This is a genomic window from Arthrobacter sp. UYEF21, assembly GCF_040546085.1.
In the GTDB taxonomy this organism is placed as follows: domain Bacteria; phylum Actinomycetota; class Actinomycetes; order Actinomycetales; family Micrococcaceae; genus Arthrobacter.
Genome location: NZ_JBEPNF010000003.1, coordinates 41,770 through 66,946, shown reverse-complemented (window position 1 = coordinate 66,946; position 25,177 = coordinate 41,770). Strand labels below are relative to the sequence as shown.

The following is a 25,177-nucleotide window of genomic DNA, read 5'->3' as shown; positions in this document are numbered from 1 at the left end:
GTGAGCACACCTTCATCCGAGACTGACGTTCTCCCGCGCGACGTGATTGGGCAGGTAACCAAATCCTTCCTGGCCGGGGATCCACTGCGGTGCATCGCGGCTGCCGCCAACACGAGCAGTTGGGCGCTTCTGGACATCCTCGGTAGCCGGGTCGCGGACCGGTGCGAGGAGCAGCGGTCCAGGGCCCTCCGGAATCGATGCAATGCCACATTGGCAGCCCTATACCAAGAGCGCGAACGCTTCGAACAGCTCAACCGAGCCGGTATCGATTTCGTGGATATACCCAAGGTTCTCGCCGCGCTCGGAGCACCCGTCGACGTCGACATTGCCGAGGAAATGCTCCGGACTACGCACACGTTCAAGGAACTCGCGCACCGTGCCTACCAACTACATAGGGGTGAGGTGGAGTTTGTTCCTCCCATCGAAATGCTCAGCTTGCTCTACGTGCTGGGCCGCCACCGCGGAGTCCAACCCGATTATGAATTGGCTCTGGGGATGATGCCGCTCTCATCGGTCGCCGAGATCCGGAACTTCCTGGGTCCGGGCGGCCCCTACGGCCAGCCAGCCGAAATCCTGGCGGTCATTGAAACAACGGCGCAGGCCATCCGCGCCGGTGATGACGCCGGAATCTCGTACTCAGACTACGACGAGATAGCGGAGGCAATCTCGGCGGACCTCGGAGACGAACTGCCCGGTCGCGGAGACCTTTGGCCGGTGCCGGCACGCACCGTGCGGCGCCACTTGGGCCAAGGGTTCTGGGGCACCGCGTTGGCTTCCGCAGGGCTGCAGCCGACATTGGACCCAGTTAGCTTCAGCAAGTCTGATTTTGTTGAGGCGGCCCGTAGGTTTGGAGGAGAGTCCCGCTACTTCGGCTCCCCGAAAGACGTGGCAAGCTACGACAGTTGGGCGACTGTCGAAATGGCCGCCGGCCGCCATCGCCCGTCCGTGGTCGCCATCAGGAGGCACTTCGGCGCTTGGGAGTCGGTGATCGGCGCCGCAATGCCGTCAGAAGTCGAGGATGAGTACGACGGCCTTGTCAACCACATCAGAGCCGAGAACGACGTCCAGGAAGGTTGGGCAAAAGCGGGCGAACTGATCAGTGAGGTCCTCGCAAACATGCCGTGGAACTCATTCCTGAGCATTCAATACGCCGAGGACGCCGAAGGACTGACACCCTACGCCCAAGCAGTTCCCAGCGCCGATGGGGTCTGGTTCGAAATTGTGTCCGAGCAATATTTGCCAGCCGACACGTGGCCCATAGATACCGGCTACCTGACCGTGAATGGCTGGTCTGCTCCGAATCACGATTTTCCGAACTGGTTCAAGGACGGTATCCCGCACATTGAAGCGGGGCACCAGATACTCGAAGGCTTCAGATATGGCCGGGACTGCGACGACGCTAGCAAGCTTCGATGGCATACCGGCGAATTCCCGACCGGGCCCGGTCCGGACGGCGGCGTCACACTTGCCGATGCTCTTGCCGGCGCAGTCCAAACACTTCAGAACGCGGCTTGAGCAGTCTCTCAAGGCCATTGCTCGGCGACCTGCCGCATGCACCGAAAATTTCGACAACCATTGGGGATCACAGCATGACGACACAGCACTTTGCATCGGCTCAGGCCGCCCTCGCCGAATTGAAACGGCTGGTGCAGGAGGCGAAAGCGGGAGACCCGTTCGCGCCGGTGACCGTGCTCGTCCCCTCCCGGGCCAGCGCCCTCGATATTCCGCGCTATTTGGCGAGGAAGTCCGGCAGTGGTGTCGTCGGAGTCCGCGCATTCACGCTCATTGATCTGGCCATAGACCTCTTTGCACCGAGTCCGGAGGCCAGTGGCCGAGGTTTGTTGGACCCCATGATCCGGCAGGGCGCTCTGACGGCAAGTCTCGCCCGCAATCCTGGTGTCTTCAAGGAGGTTGCAGACCAGCCCGGCACGGCCGCAGCCCTGACGAGGACTTCCTCGGCGCTGGACGGTGTCAACGTCGACGCCTCGGCGTCACTGCCTGAACTTGTCCCGGACGGACTTCGTCTGAACGACGCAGCCATGACCGCGCTCAAATCGGCGTACTTCACCGAGGCCGAGGCACTCTCGGGAGCGGCAAAGCTCCTTCTCAGCCAGCCGGGGGCTCTGGACCAACTCGGTACAATCATCGGCTTCATGCTTCCTGAGGGCCAGGGGCCCAGCGCCGAGCACCTGCTCGACACGCTGTCCGCTGCGGGCATGCAGTCGCTGGCGGCCGATGGTTCGGTCCGCGGGGTAGATAGCATCTACAGCGCTTCCGATTCCGACGATGAGTGCCGCGCCATCGTGCGCTCCGTTGCGGAGTTGCTCGGCTCCGGCGTCGCTGGGCATCGCATCGGGGTTTTCTACTCTGCGTCAGACCCGTATCGCTCCCTGCTGGCCCGCCGGCTGGATGAGGCCGGCATCGAGTTCAGCGGCCCCTCGGCTCAGCAACTTCGCGACTCGCCCCAGGCCCGCGGCTTGCTGAGACTGCTGCAACTGGACCCGAAAGCTTTGGACGTGAGGGCTGTTCTCAACACCATGGCCGAAGGCAGTGTCCACTGGAGTAACAATGATCTTCCGTCCGCCGCCGCCTGTGAGCGCCTGTACCTGAACCCGCCGCGAGACGAGGAAGCACCGGAGAGCGACGTGGTGCTGGACGAGGAGTCCCAGGAGCGAAAAGCCCGGAGACTGGCGGAGTTGGCCCAGTTCGTCAGTTTCCGCAACGCTCTGTCCGGCGGGTTGGCTCGCGTCGCGAAGGCCTCCTCATGGGCTGGGGCGGCAGCGGAACTCCGAGACTTCGTCCAGGAGTTCCTGGGCCCGCGCTCGGCATCAGAGCACCCGCGGGTCAGCGCCGCCCGGGCTGAAGTCTTAGAGATAGCAGACAGCCTGTCCCTGCTCGACGGAGTGGCGCCCGCTCCCAGCGGTGGCGCGTTGCGCACCGCGCTAGAACAAGGAATCAACCGCCGTTCCGGGCGGAGAGGAAAAATCGGCGTCGGGATCTCGGTTGGGACAATCGCCGACGGCGTTGGGCGGGACCTCGACGTCGTGATCCTGGCAGGAATGGCTGAGGGCCTCGCGCCCTCCAAGGTCCGAGAGGATCCGTTGCTCCCTGACCAGATCAAGGTCGAACTGGGCACCGGCCTTCCGACGGCGGAACAGAGAATTGCCCTGACACACCAGCAGTTTCTCGCGGCGCTGGCCAGCGGATCCCGGACGCTAGTGTTCTTCCCGCGCGGCAATCTTCGAGGCGGGGGATCCTACGAAATGTCCCGCTGGATCTCCGCCGGCCTCGAAGATCCAAAGTCTGTGGTGGAGCTCAGGTCTTACGAGCACGGAATCCGGACGGGCGCCGGAACAACAAACGGCTTGGCCCCCACCGCACAGGAGTGGCGGCTCAGGTCCTGCCTGAGCGGCAAACGCAATGAGCTTGCCTCCGACGACAGTGTCCTCCACCGTGCCCTGGAAATCCGCCACGACCGCCACCACGGCGCGTTCTCGCGCTTCAACGGGGATCTGTCGCGTTTTGCTGGAAGCTTCTTCAATCCGGCCAAGGCCATCTCACCCACAAGCCTCGAGGACTGGGCAACCAACCCCTTCAGCTACTTCATGAAGCGGGTCCTGAAGGTCAGCGTGTTCGAGGACATCCAATTGGAGCTGCAGATCAGTCCGATACAGCGCGGAGAGCTCATTCACAAAGCCCTCGAAACGTTTGTGCTCGGAGCAACCGAAGATGGGCAAGCATCCACTGAGCAGGACCTCACTTCGATAGGCGAAATCCTCTTCCAGAAACCCGAAAACTCAGCGTGGCTCGGCCACCTCTGGGATCGGGATAGGAGCCGAATGCTCGCGGACCTGCGGCGGGTGTTCGCGGCGGACCAACGTGACGCTGCCAAGGGATGGACCTATCAGCAACCGGAGGCAGGGTTCGGGCCCGCCGAATACGGCAAGCAGTATCAGCATGAGTCGGTAAACCTGGCCCTGCTCGATGGACAGGAGATTCAATTCCTTGGCTTCGTTGACCGGATCGATCGGCACGAATCCGGGGCCGTCCGAGTCGTCGACTACAAGACTGGTGGCACCAGCAGATTCAAGGGAATGTCTCAAGCGGATCCTACGGCTGGCGGGAAGAAGTTTCAGCTGCCCGTCTATGGGCTCTTTGCGCGCAGCCTCCAGGCCGACACTGCAGTTCCGGTCCAGGCCCAGTACTGGTTTGTGTCACAGGATGCAGACCCGATTGGGTATGCAGTCGACGACGCGGTGCTCCATCAGTTAAGGACGGACGCCTCCGTGATCGTCTCCGCTCTGCATCGCGGCATCTTTCCGCACAAGCCGGAGGAGTCGAGTTTCTCCAACTTCACTAACCTGGCCGGCACCGCCGGCGCCAAACATACTTGGCAGCGGCTTTCCAAAACCTCCGAATTGGTCTCACTCGCTATCCTGAAGGACGACAAATGAGCAGCGCAACAGTTCTTCCCCCAGCTCTGGAACTGCGCGATGAAAGCCACCGCGTTATCGTGCGCACGATGCTGGACAAGACCGTTTTCGTCGAGGCGGGCGCCGGCAGCGGCAAAACCCGGGAGCTTGTGGAACGCATCTGCGCCCTGGTGGATTCCGGCGTCGAGCTCCGTGGCATCGCGGCCATTACATTCACCGAGAAAGCAGCCGGCGAGCTGCGGGAGCGAGTCCGCAAGCGGCTCGCGGTTGCTAATGAGTCCAACGAGGCCAACGACGTGACCGAGACGCTGCGGGCGGCAGCTCTCAACCAGCTGGACACGGCCCCAATCGGGACTATCCACTCTTTCGCGGCCCGGCTGATTGGCGAGAACCCAGTGGCCGCCGGTGTCCCGCCGATGATCGACGTCGTCGACGAGCTGCGGTCCCAAATCGCGTTCACCAAACGTTGGGAGGCAGTGGTCGCGGCCCTGTTCAACGAGCCCCGCGCGGACAAGGCGCTGAGGGCCCTGCTGGCGGTCGGTGTCACGCTGGACAACCTCCGCGACCTCGGACGGGCCCTCGACTCAAACTGGGATCGTCTGGAGGACAGCCCGTCGGAGACCAGATACATCCCCGAGCTGAACGCCGGGCCGATTATCCGGCAATGCTCTGACGTCGTGGCCCTGCGGGAACACTGCACCAATCCGAATAACGTATTGCTGGCCAAAGGCCTGAGCGGGCTTGAGGCCTGGCTATTGCAACTCCAGGAAGCACAGTCCGCTGACGATCCGAACATGTTGATGGGTGTCTTGCGCAAAGTTCCGACCGCCCACCTCAAGGGCGGAGCGAAGGGAGACTGGCAGATTCCCGTCAACCAGGTGCGAAGTGCAGCACAGGATGTCGTGGCAAATGTCGCGGAGCTCATTGCGAGCATTGTAGGACCCGCGCTGGAGACGGTTACGTCCATAATGTCCGGGATCTTCCTAGACGAAGCCGGGAAACGTCAGCGGCGGGGTGAACTGGAGTACCACGACCTGCTGGTCCACGCCCGCAACCTGCTGGTTGGCGAGGAGCGACGAGAGATCCAGGCCGCCGTTCACCGCCGCTACCACCACGTCATGCTCGACGAGTTCCAAGATACTGACCCTATCCAGGCTGAGATTGCCCTGCGAATCTGCTCTGACGAGGTGTGCGGTCCAGGCGACTGGGAGAAGCTCCCGATACCCGCCGGACATCTCTTCACCGTTGGTGATCCAAAGCAGTCCATTTATCGCTTCCGACGGGCCGACATCGCTACCTATATGACGGCCCGAGGGCGCGCCGAAACGGATACGGCGGCGGAGGTAGCCCGGCTCAACACGAACTTCCGGTCCACTCCCGCCGTTCTTCGCTGGGTCAATCACACGTTTGCACAATTGATCGAGGCCAACGGCAGCATCCAGGCGGACTACCAACCACTCCATGCGGACCCTTCCAGGCCCGAGGTGGACGACTCCACTGGTCCCGCCGTAGCCGTCATTGGACGCAGTGGAATGATGCCGGGCGCCGACGGAGAGAAGCCCAGCGCCCAGGCCCGGCATGCCCAAGAAGCCGCGGACGTGGCGGCAGCCATTGGTTTGGCCCTGGGTCATGCGGGCTCGCCATGGCAGAAGCAGTCTGGAGCACCCTCCTACGCGCTTTCCAACCTCGAGTCCCGGGACATCTGCATCCTCCTGCCCACCCGGACGTCACTGTCTCACATCGAACATGCACTGGACTCGGCGGGCATCGAGTACCGGGCTGAAGCTTCCTCATTGGTCTACGGAACCCAGGAGGTCCACGATCTGCTCCTCCTGCTCCGGTCCCTCGCCAACTCGGCGGACCAGGCGTCCCTGGCCCTAGCGCTGCGGACGCCCTACCTCGGCTGCGGTGACGACGACTTGTACGAATGGCACGCCGGAGGCGGGTATTGGAGCATCCATGGAACGGCTCCCGAGGCTTTGGCGGGATCGCCTGTCGCCAGCGCGCTGAGCTATTTGAAGACGCTCTCTTGGGATCTTTCCTACAGTCCCCCGTCGGAGATCATGGAACGCATCCTGGCTGACCGCCGGGTGCTCGAGTCCGCGACGGACTCGCCACGCTACCGGGACGTCTGGCGCCGCTTGAGGTTTGTGGTCGATCAAGCGCGCGCGTGGTCCGAAGCGACCCACGGCAGCCTGCGCGACTACCTGCTCTGGGCCGCCGTTCAGCAAGAGGAGAATGCCAAGGTCAAAGAAGCCGTGGTCCCCGAGACAGACGCCCAAGCCGTCCGGATCATGACCATCCACGCCTCCAAGGGGCTTGAGTTCCCCATGGTGGTTCTGGCTGGGGCGGGCAGCACCAGAGGTGGCTCGTCGGACAAGGCCCTCTGGGACGAGTTCGGTCAGTTGCAGGTGCACATCTCGGGCAACATCGAGTCGGCCGGCTATCCCGAGGCCAAGAAGGCGGAGGCCGAACTGCTCGCTGCGGAGAAACGCCGGCTGCTCTACGTGGCCTGCACACGGGCCACCAGCCACCTCGTCGTATCCCTCTACAGCGGGGGCCCTTCGAGCCTCAGCGGCATGCTGGGCTCAGTCGACGATCCGGAAACGGTGCAGGAACTTGAGTTCCCCGAAGCGTTCCCCGCCCGCGTGAAATCCCAGCACGGAGTGTCTCCTGTACCGGCATTCGACGAATGGCAGGACATGCGTGCTCGGTGGGTTGCGCAGTCCGCAATTCCTGCCAGCACGTCTGTGACTGCACTGACCAAGGGCGGCGCTGTGCCGGCCGTCCAGGCGGCGGGTACGCGGGACGAGCCGCCGCAGGAACTGAGCTTCGCCGACGACGGCGCTGCCTCCGGTGCGCCATTCTCAAGCGGCGCCGTCGGGATGCATGGTGCTGACTTCGGCACGGCATTGCACCGTCTTATGGATGTGTCAGGTCTGCATGCCGATGACGGTTTCGGAGGCCTGGCCCGGACCGTGGCCCTGCAATTCGGGCTGGAGTCCGCGACTGACCTTGAAGCCTGCGCCCGATCGGCGATGTCAGCTGTTCCCGTCCGACGAGCAGCGGAGCGCCGGCATTGGAATGAGCTGCCCGTTGCAGTAGAACGCGATGGGGTGGTGATCGAGGGCATCATCGATCTGTTGTACCGGGAGGACGACGGCAGCCTGGTCATCATTGACTTCAAAACGGATGTGCAAATGTCGGAGGCGACTCAGTCCGCATACTGGCAGCAGCTCGGCCTGTATGCCGAATTGCTCGCCGAAACCACCGGCGAGCAAGTGAGCGAACTCGTATTGGTGCTGTGCAGGCCCAGCTTCGCTGACGTCCGTCGGCAGAAGCTCGAGAACCTGCCAGTGCCGGTTTCCTGATGCGGAAGAGAGAGGTACAGCGATGAGATGCATTCCAGCCGAGCCTGAATTCGGCGATGGCCAGTTGGCCGAGAAAGCCGTTTGGGAAGCACTGAAGGCCAGCCTGCCGGAGGAGGCGGTGCTGGCGCATTCCGTCCGGGTTCGGGACGGCAGGTCAGAGCACGAAATTGATCTGCTGGTCCTTTGGCCCGGCGTCGGAATGGCCGCCATTGAAGTCAAAGGCGGCCAGATCTCCGTAGACGATGCCCAGTGGTACCAGTCGGACCGCAGCGATAAGCGCAAAATTCAGAGCCCCGTTGCCCAGTCGCAGGGTTCACAGCACGCCTTCAAGAACTGGATCAGCGGCCAAACCGGGTCTCGCCTGACCAGTCGATTCGCTTACCTCGTGGCCTTTCCCTACACAAAGGTTCCTCAGACTTGGAACATGGCTGGTTGCCCGCGAACCTTGGTCCTGGACCAGACGGATATGCAATCCGCCGCTGAACTTGTCCGTCGGGCAATCGAACAGGAGGGAGGCGGCGCTACTCCACTCGCCGCTGCCTTCACTGAACGAATCGTTCGCCAGCTAAGCGGAACTCTCGAGCCCGCCGGAGACCACCAGGACCCCGCGCAGGACGAGTACGTGCAGGACCACCTGACGGAAGGACAGGCAGTGCTGCTCCGCGCAACGCGGTCACTGCGCCGTGTGCAGTTCACCGGAGGCGCCGGCAGCGGTAAGACATGGCTGGCTGTCGAAAAGGCAAAAGTGCTCTCCAAGTCCGGGAAACGGGTTGGCCTGTTCTGCTACAACAAGGGCCTCGGACAGTACCTTCAGGATCAGGTAGAGCCATGGCGCCAGGCAAAGCCGGTGTTCACCGGGGAGTTCCACGACTACGCCCGCGGGCTTGGCGTGCCGGACGGAGTCGGCCAGGCCTACTTCGATGAGGACATGCCCCGGCAACTCAAGTCACTCGCTGCCACCATGGACGAGTGGCTGAAGCTGGACGCCGTCGTTGTTGATGAAGCTCAGGACTTCGCGCCACTGTGGTGGGAAGCGCTGTTGGCTTGCACGAAGGACCCGGACACCAGCGAAGTCTTCGCGTTCCAGGACGATCATCAGGACGTCTACAGCCGTTGGACCGGTGCCTTGGGAGATTCCGGTCATCCGGCGGTTGGTCTGGTGCCCATCCACATTGACGACAATCTCCGGAACACCCGAAAGATCGCGGACACATTCAAGTCATTCGCCGGCGAGCATTTCACTCCGCGAGGCAGCACGGGACTGCCTGTCCGTCGAGTTGAATGTGCCACCGAGGACGCCCTGGACGTGGCTGAGGACTGTGTCGATGCCCTTATCGAGGAGGGGTGGGCGAACAACCAAATCGCCTTGTTGACGACCAAAGCACGGCATCCCATCCATCGAGAGTTCTTCGAGACCGGCACGACCGCGGACTATTGGCGCGAGTTCCACGCGAACGAACGAGAATTCTACGGCCACGTCCTGGGCTTCAAGGGTCTGGAGCGCTCCGTCGTAGTGTTGTGCGTGAACGGTTTCAAGGAGCCTAAGCGTGCGGCGGAGCAGCTGTATGTGGGGCTCTCCAGGGCACGGAGCCTCCTGGTCGTGGTCGGCGACTCCGGGTTGCTGGCGGAGGCAGGCGGTTCTGAACTCGGTCGGATTCTGTCGAGAGCGCAGATCTGGAGGCCCGCTGACGTGTCGAGATGAGCGGCCGCAGATGCCGGTCCTGACTGGATGATGTCCGACCCCTGACACACAATGTTGCGTATTCACAATGACAAGGGGGAAAGATGGCGGACGGCTACGAAATCTTTGATACTGGGCACGGATCAATGAAACGCACCCATTACCGGCTGAACGCCAAGGAAATTGACCAGGTAATGCGCGCAGTGCCGGCGCTAAGCCTAAGTAGCGCCGCCGAGGCGCGCCAGATGCTTCTCAAGGGGTCGGGGCGTAATGTCCAGACCGTCCCAGAACTCTACGACGTCGAACTCGGCAGGGTCCTCGACTACTTGGAGAGGCAAAGGCGCATCCGACGGTCATCTGGCCAGCTCTGACGAGCAGGCTGCCAGCACTGATTCATCCGCCTCGACTCATTTCGGGGTGTCGAAGGCCTGATATGGGCCGAAAGTCACCACCAGCGGTGCCGGCACTCCGGGTTCTGGCACGCCCACTCGGGTGTGCCGATCCCCGTTTTGCCGGTGGCGGGGTATTCACGGACAACCATGTCGATGCAGAAGCCTGCGAACTCGATGTCAAGCCCCGGGTTTGGTGGAGGGTTTGTTAGACCCGTTCCATCGTTTTGATGGTGGGCAGATTTGAGTAGAAAATGGTTTCTGCTTCCACTGGCGGGATATAGCCGATCTCGCCGTGGAGACGCCGGTGGTTGTACCAATCGATGTATTCAGCGACGGCGATTTCAAGGTCGTTGATGCCGGTCCATGGACCTTTGTTCCGGATGAGCTCTGCCTTGAAGAGGGAATTGAGCGCCTCTGCCATGGCATTGTCGTAGCTTTAACCGGCTAATAATTGGGTGCACTTCGCCATAACTGGCTAATCTTCAGGCGTCAGCGTGGTGTGCTGTGCGGCCTGCCTTCGAGCTGCCGGAGGCGTTCTTCCTGGTTGCGGACCCGCGCGGCCAGCGCATCAACCAGCGTGCTGAGCCGGAGGATCTCCAGGGCCATATTCTTCTCCGAGTCCAGGCGTGTTTCCGCGATGCGCCGGTGGATGAGATCGCGTGCCGCGGCGTTGCGGTAAAGGCTCGAGCGCGGGATGCCTGCAAGGGCGGCAACCGCGGTGATGCTGATCCGGGCGCCCTGGCCAGTGAGCTGGCGCAGGGCTGCTTCGACTCTTTCGTTCAGCGGTTCAGGATTCATGCCGTGCCGGTTTCCCGGATGAGCAGGTCCAGCTGGTCCACGAGCGCTTCGTGCCGGCGTGCTTCGCTGTCCCAGCCACGGCCCCGGGCATCTTGGGCCAGCATGGCGGCATCCTTGCGCTGGGCTTGGAGGACCGGGAGGTTGCTGTTCTCGGCGCGGAAGCTGGGGCAATGCTCGCAGATGTTCGCGTAGGGACAGGCTTCCTGGGCCGGGGCGCGTAGGCAGTAGCCGCCGGCCAGCCGGGATTTGATGGTCGGTGTCTCACGCCAGTTTCCGCTGGTCACGGCCGTGATCGGCAGCAGCGTCCTTCCCGTTCCGGTCGTGGTGCCGATGCGGGTCTTGGCCAGGTCCAGGGCTCGCTCGTATTCGGTGCGCACGGTGGAATCAAAGAGAGATGCGTAGCGCAGGCTCATCTCCGCCGAGACGTGCCCCAACAGGCTCATCAGGGCTTGGAGGGTGACGCCGGCATTGATCAGGGCAGTCGCGTAGGTATGGCGCAGTTGGTGTGTGGTCACGTGCCCCAGTCCGGCATTGGCCGCGGCGCGGTCCAGCTCTGAGCGCAGTCCGTTTACCTGCAGCCGCTTCCCGTGGCGGGTGAAGAGGAACTGCACGGGTTTGCCGCTCACGGGGTGGGTGATCGCCTGGCCCGGGGACCGGGTGGAGATGATCCGGTCCAGCAGGGCCAGGCTGTCATCATCCAGGGGCACCATGCGTTCGGTCTTCATCTTGCCCAAGGGGACTTTCAGCCAGGCGCCGTTGCCGGAGAGCTGGTGGACGCAGTCCAATTCCAGGTCCAGGAGTTCACCAACTCTCAGTCCGCAGGCTCGTTGCAGCAGCAAGGCGTCGGCGACCAGCCTGTTGGTGGAATTCAATAGGGCTTGGGCGAGCATCCTGTCGCTGTCCGGCGGCAGGTAACGGGGCAGAGGGCGGGGCAGGCGGGGAACATCGGAACGGAAAAGCAGTTGCCGTGCCGGGGCATCCGGCCATCCCCATTCGGTGATTTCCCGCAGAAAGTTTGAGACGGCATGGATTCTGCGGGCCTGCTCCGCAGGCGAGAGTATGCCCCCGCTCTTGGTGTTCGGGGCCCGACTCAACGCGATGAGGTACGGCTCGATATGCCGGCACCGCTCCAACCCGGCAGGTCCGGAAAGGTCAGGGTCCAGCGTGGTGACATACGCACCAAAATGGGCCAGCCGGGTCGCCAGCGAGGACACGGTATGGGGCACGCAGGTCACGGTCTTGCGATCCAGATACCGCACCAAGGCCCCGCCCAGGGGCCCGTGGACCGTTTCCATTCGTTGGGTGAAGGAGCGGCGAGTATCTGGTTTCGGTGGTGGTTCGGCCATGAGCTCGGCATGGAAGAGCACCCTGCGGACATCGGCGCTGAGCACCAGATAGGGGTGGGCGGAACGTCCGCTGCGTTGCTCCCGTGCCCGGCACGCGGCCTCCACTTCCTCCAGATCCCCGGCTCCCACCGCCGAAAGCGGGCCACCGCGGTGAAGCAGGATCCGAGCCACGATCCCGGTGGTCATGGCACGGCTGACGCGTTCGCTAAAGCCCAGCGTGCGGGCCTTGTCCAGGAAGAAGAGCAGGTCTGTTTCGAGTGCTTGGCCTGGCGCACGCGCTGAGGATATTGGTGAGTTTGGTTTCCAGAAGATACCCGTAGTCACCGTGGATTCTTCCGGTGAGCATCAGGAAAAGGACGAAGGGCGTCGTATGGTGTCGGGTTTCCCACCGCATCTCAAGGGGTTCTCCCAGCCAGTCTTCGGGGACCGGCCAGCGGGCCATGAACGTTCTGGCAGCAGAGAATGCCGGCATGGAACCGTGCCCGCGCGAGGCCAGGTAGTCCCGGTATTCACCCACGACCAAGGCCGGGTCTTCAATCCGTGGATTGTTGGCGTCTGCGGGCAGCATCATATTCGGCTTTCACATGGGCCGGGGCCAGATGGATATAGCGGGCGGTGGTGTTGATGTGGGCATGGCCCAGCAGTTCGCGCATGACGGCCAGATCAACCCCTGCCTCTGCCAGAGCGCTGCCGAAGGTATGACGCAACGCGTGTGGGTGGCCTTCGGCGACGCCGGAGATTTCCCGGTGGTAGCGGAAGATGGTCCGCAGCCCCGCCGGTGTCAGTGGCTGGCCGCGGGTCTTGCCCTTGGCCACCAGAAAGAGCATCCGGCTTGTTGATTCGGGGCGTTCGATCAGCAGGTAGGTTTGGATGGTCGCGGCAACATCTGTATCCAACGGGACCCGGCGTTCCTTGGATCCCTTGCCGTGCACCAACAGCCAGCGCGCACCAATATCCACATCACCCACCCGCAAGGCCAGCACCTCGCCGGCGCGCAGCCCGCAATAGAGCATCAATCCGGCCATGGCCCGGTCCCGCCAGGATTTCAGGCCCTGGAAGAGAGCCACGACCTCCTCATGGTCCAGGGCGCGTGGAAGCCGGCGTGGTTCGCGTAGCCGCAGGGCGGAGCGTGGTTGGGGACGGGCCAGATGCCCGAGCAGCCCGGAGCGGTGGCCCTGCCAGTGCCATCTGGTTTCCGCTCCCCGCGGGACCGGGTTCTTCAACGCCGGATCACGCATCACCATGAACGTGAAGAGCCCCGATACGGCGGCTAATCGTCGGTTGACTGTGGCCGGGGCATAACCGTCGGTTCGTTGACCTTGGAGGGTCAGGACGTTGGGTCCGGGGCGGCCCGGAACCGTGGCGTGACGGCAGGCGGTGAGGTAACGCAGCAACACGTCGGTGCTCACCTCACCCAGGCCAAGTCCTTCAAGGGCCAGCCAGCGGCAGAAGGCCAGCAGATCGAATCCGTAGGCACGCACCGTCGCCGGCGAATAGTTGCGGTCCGCCAAATAGCCAAGGTACTCATTGACCGTGGTGAACGCGGCTGAGCCCGCCCCGGCGATCAACCATCCTCCGCCAGAGGCCTCCAACCTCAAATCCGGGTCGGTCTCCATGGAACAAAAGGGTCTGCCCTGTTCGGACCAATGTCAAGGGTTGCCAGCGGATTATCGGGAGCAAATAACTGGATTAGCCGGTTAACGGGGAATCGCCCTTGGCTCCCACGGAGGCGACCGCCTCGGCGTCAGCAAGGCGTTCGGTGTATCGGATGGCACGATACTGCACCCCTCTGTCTGAATGGTGTACGAGCTGGGAGAGGTCCTTCCCAGCTCGCCGGCGGGTCCACAACCCCATCTCCAGGGCGTCCAGTGCCAGGGCTGTGTGCATGGTCGTGGACAGCTGCCAGCCGACAACCCGGCGGGAGAAAACATCCAACACAAAGGCCGCGTAAACCCAGCCGGAGAACGTTCGAACGTAGGTAATGTCTGCGACCCAAAGGCAGTTCGGAGCAGGTGCGCTGAATTGCCTCCGGACCAGATCCGCCGGCCGCTCCGACAAGGGTCCTGGCACCGTTGTGCGAGGCCCCTTGGCACGGCGCACACCGTGCAACCCGGTACGGCGCATCAACCGCTCCACAGTGCACCGGGCCACTTTGTGGCCCTCACGGTTCAGGGCCGCATAGACTTTCCTGGCCCCGTAAACACTGTAGTTCTCCCGGTGCACCCGGCTAATATTTTCCGCTGTCACGGCGTCCGCGATTGATCGTTTGGACTCCGGTCGTGCCTTGGCAGCGTAGTAGGTCGACGGGGCGATCGGCAGCTCTCGGCAGATCGGCTCGACCCCGTATTCGTCCTTGTGATCATCGATGTAGGAGATCATCGTCGGGAGGGGCGGTCGAGCTCCGCCGCGAAGAAAGCCGATGCAGATTTCAAGATCGCATTCGCCCGCCGCAACTCGACGACCTCGCGTTCCAGCTCTGCCAGGCGAGTCGCGTCTTCGGTGGTGGTGCCAGGGCGCACGCCCTGATCGATCTCGACGGTACGCACCCAGCCACGGATCGTGTCAGCAGGAATGCCCAGCTGCGTACCAATCCGGGTGCAGGCACCCCGCCGGCCACTGGGGCTTTTCTGCGCGTCCATCACAAGCCGGACCGCCCTCTGGCGAAGCTCGTCAGGATACTTTTTTGGTGCTGACATGGTGCTCATCCTTTCAAGGACTCAACACCCTCCATTAAACCCGGGGCGGTTCACGATGTTCTCTGGCATTGCTTCGCGCGCCGACGGCATGATCATCCCGTACTCGATTCGCCAGGCCTCACTGCCGCACATCGGGCATATGCGCGTGGCAGCGCGTTTCGTCTTCGATTTCGGGCCGGAGGTCGTTTCGTCGGGAGTCATGGAAGCACTGTAGGCCCCCGGTCCGACACATAAGAGCATCTACGGGATTTACAAAAAGTTCTAAGCTCCTAAAAAATTTTTGTAACTTAGCGCGAGGTGCCGGCCAAGCGTGGCTTTGATCGTTTCCGGGAGGGTAATGGCGTCGTTAGAGCTGCTTTCCGCTCCTCCGTGAGCCTTTCATCCGGCCAGGAGGGTCCGCTGTGGGCCTCTACCCTGCGAAATAAAAGTCGAGGGTAACTTCGGGAGCGACACTTGCGATAATCCCGGAGTAGTACGCCTTGGCCTGCTCTTTCAAGGCTTCTTCATTTTGGGAGATGTACTTCTGCTTATTCTCATTACTGAGAATGTTGTTGACCATCCGCGTTTGGACGGCTGGCTCGGCCAGCCAGCTAAGCGGGTTGCCGCTCTCGAGAGCATCCTCGAACACGGGATTGTCAAAGCCGATGAACTTGGATTCAGGGATAGTCACGCGCAGCGACTCTGGACCGGTTCGTTCGACCTTCACCTTCGCGCCGTCGACGCCCAATTTCGCGTCGAACTTGTACTGGAGCAGAGTGGTTTTCTCGCTCGCGGGGATAGCCACGCCGAAAATTTCCCTATTGCTTTCGTACCTATCGATGCCCTCGATGTGAAGGCTGAGCAAGGCGACCTCTTGCACTCGCGTGACGGCTTGAACCACCTGGGAATCACGTTCGCTGGAGCTGCTGGTGAACAGGGACTTGAGGGCGAGTGCGTTAACTCCGCCGGATGCGAATGCGGCGGCCGCTCCCCCACCCAGCAACACCAAAAGCAGCGCGGCCGGCCAAAGCAGCACCCGGGCTTTGAAAAACTTCATGACGATTCAATCTCCAGTTTCGTTCGACGCGGAGGGGTCCTCGAATTCCGTGTTTTGGAAAGACGTCGGCTGTCCGCCGCCTCAAGGCTCCTCGAACTTTATACATAGGCGAAGATCACTCTGTCGTGGCACGCCCAGCCGCCCACGAAATTAGTCTGAGCGCCGAGGGTCGAGCAGGAATCTGTCGACTGGCTGACCCAGGGCCACGGCGCCGTCGGTCGGCACTTGGAAGTCCGACGATGGTGCACCTCCGGGAAAATCTTCTCCTCGGGGCGTGCACCAAAGGATGAGCGCCTCGTTGGGTTAGCCTGATAAAAGTTCAGCGGCCTGTCTGTCGGCAACCGCGCGCATCATTGCACCTACCGGGGGATTACGCCATGCCTGAAACTCCGACTGACGTAGTCGACGATTTCGATACCGTCGACAGTGACGAGCCCACTGACGCCGACCGGAAGGTCGTGGAGGATGAGCGAGCCGAGTTGCGGGAGTTCATTAAGAGGTTGAGCCCCGACGACATCAAGTCGGGCGGCTGGTTCACCAAGCTCATCGCTCACGCACTAGGCTCCTACACTGACAAGGTCAATTGGCAGTACTTCCAAGAGCGCTACCAAGGTGTGCCCGCAGATGCCATCGTTGATCAGCGGATCAAGATAGCGACTCGGTACGCCGCTCTTGAAGGTGGGCTCTCCGCCAGCGCTTACTCTGCGGCCGTCATCACTACTATGGGGAGCCTTGGGGGCTCCTCGCCTGCGACTGTCCCGGCCGCCATCGCGACCGTTATGGTCGACGTCGCGTTCATCACGCAACTGCAGCTCCGTCTGGCATACGACGTCGCAGTCCTCTATCGGGTGCCGCTCGATTTGTCCGACCCTGAAGACACATGGAAACTCATCCGCGTGGCGCTCACGATCAAGAGTGGCGAACTGGTTCGTGGCGGCGTGACCAGAGCTGTCCCGGCTATTGTGCGGCCACTGATCAAGCGCTATTACTCCGGCGCGGTCCTGGCCGCCGCCAAGGGGCTTCCCTTCGTCGGCAAGTTTCTCCTGCAGCGAAGTGTCATCAAGATCGGCATCCCCCTAGTTGGGATTCCCCTCTCGGTGGTCATGAACCGCTACTCGACGCTGCTTGCGGGTCGCCACGCACAAGCCGTCTTCCGCAACGAAGCGCGTGTGATTGAACTCGCCGAGAACACGATCAAGGGCAGTCAGCATCCTCAGCTGATGCTTTGGGTTGCGTGGCTGGTGATTATGGCGGACGGCAAAATTACCGACGACGAGACTCTCTTGTTCCGTAACCTCGTGAGTCTGGTCCGGGACCACCATCAGGTGGTGGATGAGGAGCTCGCCCGACTAGTTGATATCGACCCTGCCGAGGTGTGGCGACGCCTAGACAACGAGCCGGGGGATCTGTGTGAAATCCCCGGTATCGCCGAACGGGTGGCTTCTGTGGATGGTGCGCCAAACAAATTTGAGAACGCAGTAATCGCCGAACTGCGAGATCGGTGTAAGAGCCGGGCTAAACACCAACGGGGCGGCTAAAACTGGCAGAGGAGCCCGTTGTTCTAGGCGGCACTGGCGGCCGGACCGGGCTCGCCGGAGCGGGAGATGTTCCACTTTATCCGCGGTCCCGAGGGTGACGCTTCCCCGAACAACTGGCAGAGCGTGTTCGGCGGCCGGGCGTGGAGCCGCGCCAATCCCGCATCCGCGACAGACCGCGACTGGTACCTGCACCTTTTCTCCGCCGGCCAGCCGGACTGGAACTGGCGCAACCCGGCCGTCGGCGACTACTTCGACGGCGTGCTGCGCTTCTGGTTCGACCAGGGCGTGGACGGGCTCCGCATCTACGTCGCGCACGCGCTGTTCAAGGCCGAGGGTTTGCCGGATGCGCCCTCGGAGGGCGGCGTGGTGGACGGGCTGCGGTCCAACCCGCAAGTCTCGGACCAGGAGGAGGTCCACGAGGTGTACCGCCGCTGGCGCGCCCTGGCCGAGAAGTGTGAGCCGCACCGCCTGCTGGTGGGCGAGGTCAACCTGGAACCGGCCCGCGCCGCCCGCTACACCCAGGCCGACGAGATGCAGCAGGCCTTCGCGTTCGCGTTCGTGAAGCTGGGCTGGGACCCGGAGTCGCAACGCCGCATGGATCCTCACATCCTGAAGCCTGCTGCAGCGCCGGATCTTTCTGGAGTGGCCGACACAGCCAAGGCCAGCCACCCCAGATGAACCCGTAGGGCGCGCCCGGCCAGACCGGACGCGCCCTACGCGTGCACCGGACCCGCGGGGTGGGTCCGCAGCACGCGATCTAGTCGATCAGCACCGGTTCCTTGGCACGCTCCGAGGATTCCCCAACCCGCGCAACCTTCCGGTTCCGCTGGTTCAGCCAGCAACCCACCGCAAGAAGCGCGACAAGCCCAAATGTGCTCAGGAGCTGGGGACGGGAATCCTCGCCGATGAAGCCCACCGTGAAGATCGCCGCGAGGATCACCAGACCAAACATCGTCAGCCACGGGAAACCAGGCATCCGCAGGGGAAGCTCCGTGCCCTCACGGTCGGCGCGGAGGCGCAAGGCGAGCTGAGCCAGTAGTGCGGACGTCCACACCAGCAGGCACGTCGACCCAACGATGTTGAGCAGGACGGGAAGGACCATGCCGGGGAAGGCCAGCTCCAGCACCACCGTGACAACACCGAAGGCGACGCTGGCCAGGACGGCAACCACCGGAACCCGGGCCTTTGACACCGAGGCAAGCAGGCGCGGTGCTTCACCGCGATCCGCGAGGGAGTATGCCATCCGTGACGCACCGTAGAGATTGGCGTTGAGGGCCGAGAGCAGCGCTGCGACGGCCACCAGGGTGATCGCGGTGGCTGCGCCGGGCATGCCGGCGGCCTCCAGCACGGCAGCGAACGGGCTCTTCAGCCCCGCCGAACCCACGGGAACCACGGCCGCAATAATGAAGATGGAACCGATGTAGAAAACCAGGATGCGCCACAGCACCGTGCGGACCGCTTTTTTCACGCTGCGGGCAGGCTCTGCGGTCTCGGCGGCCGCCACGGAGACAATCTCAGTGCCGCCGAACGCGAACGCCACCACGAAAAGCGCCGTCGCAATCCCGGCAAAACCGCTGGGCGCGAACCCTGCACCCGTGAAGTTGGACAGGCCCGGCGACTGCACGCCCGGCAGCCAGCCGAAGAGCAGCGCAGCGCCCACCAGGAGGAACCCGAGGATTGCTGCCACCTTGAGCAGGGCGAACCAGAACTCGAACTCGCCGAAGTTCTTCACGCTGGTGAGGTTCACGGCGGTGAGCAGCACGATGAACACGAAGGCCATCAGCCACACCGGGAGGGCGGGGAAGATGGTGGCCAGCAGGCCGGCCGCGCCGAGCGCTTCGGCGGCGATGACCACCACGAGCTGCAGCCACCAGAGCCAGCCCACCGTGGCACCGGCCACCGGTCCGTAGGCCTTGGCGGTGTAGACGGAGAAGGCTCCGCTGTCCGGGTTGGCGGCGGCCATCTCGCCGAGGGCCCACATCACCAGTATGATCAGGGTGCCGGCCACGAGGTAGGAGATCAGCACGGCCGGTCCGGCTGCCTGGATGCCGGCGCCGGAGCCGATGAACAGGCCCGCGCCGATGGCGCTTCCGAGGCCCATCATCGTGAGCTGCCGGGGTTTGAGTGTGGCGCCGAGCGGGCGGCCAGACGTCTTTGTCTGTTGTTCCATGGGGAGTCCTCTGGTTGTGGAACGGATGGATAAGGTTCAGGAAGTTCCTAGGCAGCGTAGGCTTCGAGGAGCCGGAGCACGCGATCGTTGGAGGCGGAATCGGCAACGGTGATCCGTACGCCGTCGCCCTGGTACGCCCGGACCAGGATGTCGGCGCGGTCGAACGCGTCCACCAGCCTTGCCCGGAGGTTGTCATCCGCGCGGATCCACAGGAAATTGCCCTGGCTTGGCTGCAGTTTCCAGCCCTGCGCTTCCAGCTGCGCGGCCATCCGGGCGCGCTCCTGCCTGACGGCGGTCACCCGCGATTCCATCTCCTCCCCCGCGTCCAGCGACGCGATGGCAGCCTTCTGGGCCAGCGCGCTCACCGAGAAGGGAAGCGCGGTCCGGCGCAGTCCCTCCGCGATGTCCGGCGCCGCCACGGCGTATCCCACGCGCAGGCCAGCGAGCCCGTAGGCCTTGGAGAAGGTGCGCAGGATGCAGACGTTCGGGTACCGGCGGTAGAGCGCCAGGGAATCGGGGCCGCTGCCCGCTTCGGCGTATTCCACATAGGCCTCGTCGATCACCACCAGGATGTCGGAGCGGACGGACTGCAGGAAGACTTCGATGCGGTCGTGGCTGATCGGCACGCCTGTCGGATTGTTGGGGGTGCAGAGCAGGATCACCTTGGTGCGTTCGGTGACGGCCGCGGCCATGGCATCGAGGTCATGGCCTTCAGCGTCGTCCAGCGGGATGCGGACCGGCCGGGCGCCGGCCAGCTCCACCAGGATGGGGTAGGCCTCGAAGGAGCGCCAGGCGAAGACCACCTCATCCCCGGCGTCGCACAGTCCGGTGATGATCTGCTGGAGGACGCCCACGCTGCCGGGCCCCACCGCGACCTCCCCTGCGGTGACGCCCAGGTGCCGGGCGAGCCGTTCGCGGAGTTCGACGGCGGCACTGTCCGGGTAGCGGTTCATGGTGCCGGCCGCTTCGGCCACCGCAGCCGCGGCAGCGGGGAGCGGTTCGTAGTGGCTTTCGTTGCTGGCAAGGGCTGCGATGTCAGCGCCGGCGCCGCGTCGGCCCGGGACGTAGGACGGAAGTCCGGCCACGGCGCCACGAAGGGTGGGAAGCGCGGTGTCCGTTGCGATAAGGAGCTGATCACTGGTCATGAGGAACGATCATGATTGTGACCCGCCCCACAATGCAAGATACCCTCAACCCATTGGGACTTCTGCTCAACTTCTAGCAACTGTGGTGAAAATATGACCATTCCGAGCCCGCGCACCCTGGACTCCCTCGACGGCAGGATCATCCTGGCCCTCGACAAGGATCCGGAAGCCAGCGCCCTGGCCCTCTCGCGGACGCTCGGCGTCGCACGGAACACTGTCCACGCCCGGCTGGCGAGGCTCGAGCGCAGCGGCGCCCTCCGGTCCTTCAGTCGAAGGCTGGACCCCGCCGCGCTGGGCTATGGCCTGATGGCCTTCCTCTCCCTGTCGATCAGCCAGACCCGGACAGGCGCGGTGGAAGACGGGCTCGCCGCGATCCCGGAGGTCATCGAGGTGCACGCCACCACCGGAGACGCGGACCTGATGGCCAAGGTGGTGGCACGCAGCACGGCCGATCTCTACCGCATTACCAACCAGATCCTGGAAATCGAGGGGATCCAACGGACCAGCACGTCCATTTCCGTGCTGGAACTCATGCCGCCCCGCTACGACGGCCTCCTGGCGCGGCTCTCCGAGCAGGAATCCCGCCCTTCCAACTAGCTACGAGTGATGCACACCACAAGTGCGCAAATTTTCACTTCTACGGGCAGTCCCCTGCCAAAAATCCCAGCCAAACTCGGCTCTCTTGCCTATCCGTGAACTACGCCACAAGCTTCCTGCATGACTACTCTTACCGTCTCCGGCCGCGTGGCGCAGGTTCTCAGCAGCTACCTCAGCGATGTCTTCGGCGTCATGGGCAACGGCAACGTCTACTTCCTGGACGCCGCGGAGAAGCAGGGCCTCCGCTTCTCCCCCGTCCGGCACGAAGGCGCCGCCATCGCCGCGGCCGACGCCTACTACCGGACGTCCGGACGGCTCGCCGCGGGCACCACCACCTACGGCCCCGGCTACACCAACGCACTCACCGCCCTCGCCGAGTCTGTCCAGGCGCAGATCCCCGTGGTGCTGGTCACCGGGGACGCACCGAGCACCGGCGCCCGGCCCCAGGACGTGGACCAGGCCGCCATCGCCGCGGGACTTGGCGCGGCGACCTTCACCGTCACCCGCGACGCCGCGGGCTCCATCACCCGGCAGGCGGTGGAGTACGCACTCACCAGGCGCACCGCCGTCGTGATTGCCATTCCTTACGACCTCGCGGCACTTGAGGCTGCGGACGAGGAACTTCCGGCGCCGCTCGCACCAATGGTGACGGACGACGTCGACGGCAGCCTTGGGCAGGTAGCGCGCCTGCTCGCCGGGGCCAAGCGGCCGCTGATCCTGGCCGGCCGGGGCGCGCACCTCGCCGGCGCCGGCCCGGAGCTCCGCGAGCTCGCCGACCGCCTCGGCGCACTGACCGCCGGAACCGCCCTGGCGCTCAACCTCCTCAAAGGCGAGGGGTACTTGGGCGTCGCGGGCGGTTTCGGCACCGACACCGCGGCCGGGCTCATGGGTGAGGCCGATGTGGTCCTCGTGGCCGGGGCGAGCCTGAGCCCGTTCACCATGCGGTTCGGGCACCTGCTCGGCCCGGACAGCACCGTCATCCAGATCGACACCGCCCTGCAGCCGACGCACCCCCGGGTGGACCTGTTCGTCAGCGCGGACGCGAAGGCTGCTGCGGGACGTCTCCTGGGGCTGCTCGATGGTGAGGCTGCGGCGGAAGCCTGGCGCGGGGAAGCCCGCAGGCGTCTGGCTGACGGACCCGGGCACGACTCCGGTTCCGACGAAACTGTGGACGGCCGGCTGGATCCGCGGGCCCTGGCCACCGCCTTGGACGCCGTGCTGCCGGAGCGCCGCACAGTGGTCCAGGACGGCGGGCACTTCATCGGCTGGGCACCCATGTACTGGAACATCCCCAGGCCACAGGACCTAGTGATGGTGGGAACCGCCTTCCAGTCCATCGGGCTGGGCCTCGCCAGCGCCGTCGGGGCAGCCCGCGCCGTGGAGGACGGCCGCACCCTGGTGCTGGCCTCCGGCGACGGCGGCTTCCTGATGGGCCTGTCCGACCTCGAATCGCTCATTGGCACGGCCCGCAGCGCCGTTGTGGTGATCTACAACGATGCCGCCTACGGGGCCGAAATCCACCAGTACGGCTCCAAGGGTCTGACCGCAAAGCCCATGCTGATCCCCGAGGTGGACTTCAGCGGTGTTGCCCGCGCTTTGGGAGCTGAGTCCGTTGTTGTCCGTTCCCTGGCGGATCTTTCCGCGCTGCAGGACTGGATCGACGCCGGCGCTAAGGGAACCTTCGTGGCCGACTGCCGCATCACGTCCAGTGTCCGTGCGCCGTGGCTGAGCGAATGGATGAACGCCAAGCAGGCAGCGAAGGCGGCGGTGGCGGGCTAGTTGCGTACCTGCAGGTCCACCCACACCACACGGTGGTCGCTGCTCGGGAACGGATAGACCCCGGTCAGCCGTGAGAGGGGGTCCGCCTGGGGCGGCCAGAACACACCGGAGCCGAGTACTGGGGTCCTGCGTGAGGGCAACACGTAGTCAGTCCGGAGGTTTCCCGGCGCGGTGTCGGCGACGTCGGCCGTGTCGTTGCGAGGGTCACCTCTATGGGTGGCGTTGGCTCCGCCCTGCCGGGCCGCCGCCTCCACGCCGCCCTCGGAGGCCGGCAACGGGTCGACAATCTGCTTGGAATCCAGGAGCTGGTTGACCGCGGCTACCACGGAGTCGCCGTCGAACGGGTCCGCGTTCCGGTCACCGACGATGACGAACGGTTCGCTCGGCAGGAGTCCGTGACCGCCCCGCCCGACGCGACACGCGACGAGCACGCGCTCCAAACCGTCTCTGCGTCCCAGGGGTAATCTCCGTCGAACCTTTGCAACATCGCTTCGCCTACATCGGCACCGACCTGCAGGACATTTACGGAGTCCACGCCCACGCATCGGACCATGACCTGCAGCGCCGGTCCTTCGAACTCAAGGATCATGCGTAAGCGGGGGCTCGACGGGTCATCGACCGCGGAATGGGCACCACCGACTCTGGACACGGCCCCTCTCCGGGAGCATGCTATTGCTGTCCGCGTTAGTCACCGCACGGGACCCGAGATCGGTGAAGGAAGCTGGCATCAGATCATGAGCGCAACACCGGACGCTCGGCAGCGACTGTCCACCCGAATCGACGATAAACAACAAGCCCTCCGCGCCTACCTTGCCCGGGAACGACCCCGGCGGAACAGGCTCTCCAACATCAGCATCATCGGCAGCGGCCTGGCCGCCGTGCTCACCGCCGGTCCCGCAGTTGGCGGCACCGGGTTCAGCCACGCCGTGGCCGGCATCTTCGCGCTCAGCGAGGACTCTACCGTGTGGCGGGTGCTGTGCCTGCTCGCAGTAATTTCCTCGGTCGCCGCGGCCCTGGCCACCAACTTCGCCACCTCCCGCGGAGTCGCGGACAGGGTCAGCGCCGCGGAAACCTGCTGCGCCCAACTCGACGCTCTTGCTGTCTCATTGGACATCGGCCATATCGACCTCGACGAGGCGGTGAAGTTATACCAGCAGTACGCGGGTCGGGTATCCTTCGTGGACGGCACGGCAAGCCGCTGAACCAGTCGCCCGCAGGTAGCACGCCAAGGACTACGCGTATGCACGGGACGCGACGGGTCACTAATGTCATGTGTTAATGGTTTGTTTTCGTTTGATCTTGCCGAGTAGGTAGTCGGCGGTTTTGATCCAGCGGAATGGTTTGGCGCGGTCGTTGTAGTTCGCGATGTACGTCTCGATGGTCTGCTCAAGGTCCTGGACCGAGTGGAAGGAACCGCGCCGGATGCCTGGCGGGTAACCAGCCCGAAGAAGATCTCGACCATGGTCAGCCAGGAGCAGCTCGTTGGGGTGAAGTGCAGGCTCACCCGCGGGTTCGCGGCCAGCCAGTCCTTGACGTTTTGGTGCTTTTGCGTGGCGTAGTTATCACAGATGACGTGCAGTTCAACATCCGGATGTACGGCCGCAACCTGGCCCAGGAGTCCACGAACTCGGTGTTGGTGTGCCGCTGGTAGAAGGCGTTGGCGCTGACCTTGCCGGTGAGCACATCCAGGGCCGCAAACAGGGTCGTGGTCCCGTTGCGCTTGTAATCGTGCGTCTGCTGGGATGCATGGCCCAAGAAGAGCGGCTGGTTCTCGTGGGTGCGGTCCGGGCCTGGATCTGGGTCCACTCATCAATGCTGACCACCACGGCGTTCTCGGGCGGTGACATGTAGAGGCCGACCACGTCGCGGAGCTTGGTCTCCAACTGCGGGTCGGTGAAGAACTTGAACGTCTCGATCCCGTGCGGCTGGATTTTCCATCTGCGCCAGATCCGGGCCACGGAGGAAAAGGAAATCCCGAACCGCTCAGCCATGATGCGCGCGGACCAACGCGAGATCCCCAGCTCTGCCCGCGGCTTCCCATCATTGACGAGGGTCTCGGCGATGAGCGCCAACTCATCGATCTCCGGCTCGCGGCCCGGACGCGGCGCATCACGCAGCCCCTCAACACCTTCGAGGAGATACCGCTTCCGCCACTTCACGTCTCCTTCGTTGCACCATGGCTTCGTGTCCGCTTC

General features: G+C 63.8%; 22 protein-coding genes, 1 pseudogene and 1 other annotated feature. Of the genes and pseudogenes, 11 read left to right on the top strand and 12 right to left on the bottom strand.

Annotation, left to right across the window (positions count from 1 at the left end):
- The 5 genes from ABIB27_RS05125 (at position 1) to ABIB27_RS05105 (ending at position 9,856) form a co-directional block, all read left to right on the top strand.
- The gene (locus ABIB27_RS05125; RefSeq protein WP_354253613.1) at positions 1-1,515 is read left to right on the top strand and encodes a TY-Chap domain-containing protein; all 1,515 of its coding nucleotides are present in this window, start codon (positions 1-3) and stop codon (positions 1,513-1,515) included.
- 74 nt (positions 1,516-1,589) lie between these two features.
- Complete coding sequence (locus ABIB27_RS05120) at positions 1,590-4,454, top strand: PD-(D/E)XK nuclease family protein (RefSeq protein ID WP_354253612.1); 2,865 nt, start codon at positions 1,590-1,592, stop codon at positions 4,452-4,454.
- Positions 4,451-7,804, top strand: coding sequence for a UvrD-helicase domain-containing protein (locus ABIB27_RS05115; protein WP_354253611.1), 3,354 nt, complete (start codon positions 4,451-4,453; stop codon positions 7,802-7,804). The genes ABIB27_RS05120 and ABIB27_RS05115 overlap by 4 nt, the downstream gene beginning before the upstream one ends.
- Positions 7,805-7,826: 22 nt before the next feature.
- Entirely contained in the window at positions 7,827-9,506 is a 1,680-nt protein-coding gene (locus ABIB27_RS05110; protein ID WP_354253610.1) for a nuclease-related domain-containing DEAD/DEAH box helicase, read from the top strand.
- A gap of 125 nt (positions 9,507-9,631) precedes the next feature.
- The gene (locus ABIB27_RS05105) at positions 9,632-9,856 is read left to right on the top strand and encodes a hypothetical protein (RefSeq protein ID WP_354253609.1); all 225 of its coding nucleotides are present in this window, start codon (positions 9,632-9,634) and stop codon (positions 9,854-9,856) included.
- 226 nt (positions 9,857-10,082) lie between these two features.
- Here the strand turns inward: ABIB27_RS05105 and ABIB27_RS05100 are convergent, their stop codons facing one another.
- From ABIB27_RS05100 to ABIB27_RS05075, 6 genes are all read right to left on the bottom strand, one after another.
- Positions 10,083-10,298, bottom strand: a complete 216-nt coding sequence (locus ABIB27_RS05100) for an integrase core domain-containing protein (protein WP_354253608.1) — start codon at positions 10,296-10,298, stop codon at positions 10,083-10,085.
- A gap of 68 nt (positions 10,299-10,366) precedes the next feature.
- Complete coding sequence (locus ABIB27_RS05095) at positions 10,367-10,675, bottom strand: hypothetical protein (RefSeq protein WP_354253607.1); 309 nt, start codon at positions 10,673-10,675, stop codon at positions 10,367-10,369.
- Positions 10,672-12,345 carry a tyrosine-type recombinase/integrase gene (locus tag ABIB27_RS05090; RefSeq protein WP_354253606.1) on the bottom strand — a complete coding sequence of 558 codons (1,674 nt, stop codon included), beginning with the start codon at positions 12,343-12,345 and terminating at the stop codon, positions 10,672-10,674. Before ABIB27_RS05090 ends, ABIB27_RS05095 begins: the two co-directional genes overlap by 4 nt.
- A 209-nt stretch (positions 12,346-12,554) precedes the next feature.
- Positions 12,555-13,637 (bottom strand): tyrosine-type recombinase/integrase, encoded by a 1,083-nt coding sequence (locus tag ABIB27_RS05085; protein ID WP_354253605.1) that lies wholly within the window; start codon positions 13,635-13,637, stop codon positions 12,555-12,557.
- A 73-nt stretch (positions 13,638-13,710) separates the two neighbouring features.
- Positions 13,711-14,400, bottom strand: a complete 690-nt coding sequence (locus tag ABIB27_RS05080) for an IS3 family transposase (protein WP_354253604.1) — start codon at positions 14,398-14,400, stop codon at positions 13,711-13,713.
- Positions 14,326-14,439 (bottom strand) — a sequence feature (AL1L pseudoknot). Its footprint overlaps the gene before it by 75 nt.
- On the bottom strand, positions 14,397-14,717 hold the full coding sequence (locus ABIB27_RS05075; RefSeq protein WP_354253603.1) for a transposase: 321 nt from the start codon (positions 14,715-14,717) through the stop codon (positions 14,397-14,399). (Overlaps the previous feature by 43 nt.) Before ABIB27_RS05075 ends, ABIB27_RS05080 begins: the two co-directional genes overlap by 4 nt.
- Between ABIB27_RS05075 and ABIB27_RS05070 the strand changes: the two genes are divergently transcribed.
- The gene (locus ABIB27_RS05070) at positions 14,716-14,931 is read left to right on the top strand and encodes a hypothetical protein (RefSeq protein WP_354253602.1); all 216 of its coding nucleotides are present in this window, start codon (positions 14,716-14,718) and stop codon (positions 14,929-14,931) included. The two genes, ABIB27_RS05075 and ABIB27_RS05070, sit on opposite strands and share 2 nt — an antisense overlap.
- Before the next feature lie 195 nt (positions 14,932-15,126).
- Here the strand turns inward: ABIB27_RS05070 and ABIB27_RS05065 are convergent, their stop codons facing one another.
- A complete protein-coding gene (locus ABIB27_RS05065; protein ID WP_354253601.1) occupies positions 15,127-15,753 on the bottom strand; it encodes a DUF4230 domain-containing protein in 627 nt (208 codons plus the stop codon).
- A gap of 377 nt (positions 15,754-16,130) precedes the next feature.
- Here ABIB27_RS05065 and ABIB27_RS05060 point away from each other — a divergent pair, with 377 nt between their 5' ends.
- Both ABIB27_RS05060 and ABIB27_RS05055 read left to right on the top strand, forming a co-directional pair.
- Positions 16,131-17,291, top strand: a complete 1,161-nt coding sequence (locus tag ABIB27_RS05060) for a hypothetical protein (protein WP_354253600.1) — start codon at positions 16,131-16,133, stop codon at positions 17,289-17,291.
- A gap of 66 nt (positions 17,292-17,357) precedes the next feature.
- Entirely contained in the window at positions 17,358-17,969 is a 612-nt protein-coding gene (locus ABIB27_RS05055) for an alpha-amylase family glycosyl hydrolase (protein WP_354216016.1), read from the top strand.
- Between the two features lie 79 nt (positions 17,970-18,048).
- Here the strand turns inward: ABIB27_RS05055 and ABIB27_RS05050 are convergent, their stop codons facing one another.
- Both ABIB27_RS05050 and hisC read right to left on the bottom strand, forming a co-directional pair.
- Positions 18,049-19,461 carry an amino acid permease gene (locus ABIB27_RS05050; RefSeq protein ID WP_354253599.1) on the bottom strand — a complete coding sequence of 471 codons (1,413 nt, stop codon included), beginning with the start codon at positions 19,459-19,461 and terminating at the stop codon, positions 18,049-18,051.
- A gap of 47 nt (positions 19,462-19,508) precedes the next feature.
- Positions 19,509-20,606: a histidinol-phosphate transaminase gene (hisC, locus tag ABIB27_RS05045; protein ID WP_354253598.1), complete on the bottom strand. Its 1,098-nt coding sequence runs from the start codon at positions 20,604-20,606 to the stop codon at positions 19,509-19,511.
- A gap of 93 nt (positions 20,607-20,699) precedes the next feature.
- Between hisC and ABIB27_RS05040 the strand changes: the two genes are divergently transcribed.
- Together ABIB27_RS05040 and ABIB27_RS05035 are read left to right on the top strand one after the other, a co-directional pair.
- Positions 20,700-21,203 (top strand): Lrp/AsnC family transcriptional regulator, encoded by a 504-nt coding sequence (locus ABIB27_RS05040; RefSeq protein WP_354253597.1) that lies wholly within the window; start codon positions 20,700-20,702, stop codon positions 21,201-21,203.
- A gap of 120 nt (positions 21,204-21,323) precedes the next feature.
- The gene (locus tag ABIB27_RS05035; RefSeq protein WP_354253596.1) at positions 21,324-22,982 is read left to right on the top strand and encodes a thiamine pyrophosphate-binding protein; all 1,659 of its coding nucleotides are present in this window, start codon (positions 21,324-21,326) and stop codon (positions 22,980-22,982) included.
- On the opposite strand, the gene ABIB27_RS05030 is transcribed toward ABIB27_RS05035, so the two are convergent.
- Positions 22,979-23,413 carry an endonuclease/exonuclease/phosphatase family protein gene (locus ABIB27_RS05030; RefSeq protein ID WP_354216011.1) on the bottom strand — a complete coding sequence of 145 codons (435 nt, stop codon included), beginning with the start codon at positions 23,411-23,413 and terminating at the stop codon, positions 22,979-22,981. The two genes, ABIB27_RS05035 and ABIB27_RS05030, sit on opposite strands and share 4 nt — an antisense overlap.
- 303 nt (positions 23,414-23,716) lie before the next feature.
- On the opposite strand from ABIB27_RS05030, the gene ABIB27_RS05025 reads away from it, so the two are divergent.
- Positions 23,717-24,184 carry a hypothetical protein gene (locus tag ABIB27_RS05025; protein WP_354216010.1) on the top strand — a complete coding sequence of 156 codons (468 nt, stop codon included), beginning with the start codon at positions 23,717-23,719 and terminating at the stop codon, positions 24,182-24,184.
- 275 nt (positions 24,185-24,459) lie between these two features.
- Here the strand turns inward: ABIB27_RS05025 and ABIB27_RS05020 are convergent.
- A pseudogene (locus ABIB27_RS05020) lies at positions 24,460-24,552 on the bottom strand (hypothetical protein); the annotation flags it as partial.
- Positions 24,553-24,562: 10 nt separating this feature from the next.
- On the bottom strand, positions 24,563-25,141 hold the full coding sequence (locus tag ABIB27_RS05015; protein ID WP_354253595.1) for a helix-turn-helix domain-containing protein: 579 nt from the start codon (positions 25,139-25,141) through the stop codon (positions 24,563-24,565).
- Positions 25,142-25,177: the final 36 nt, after the last annotated feature.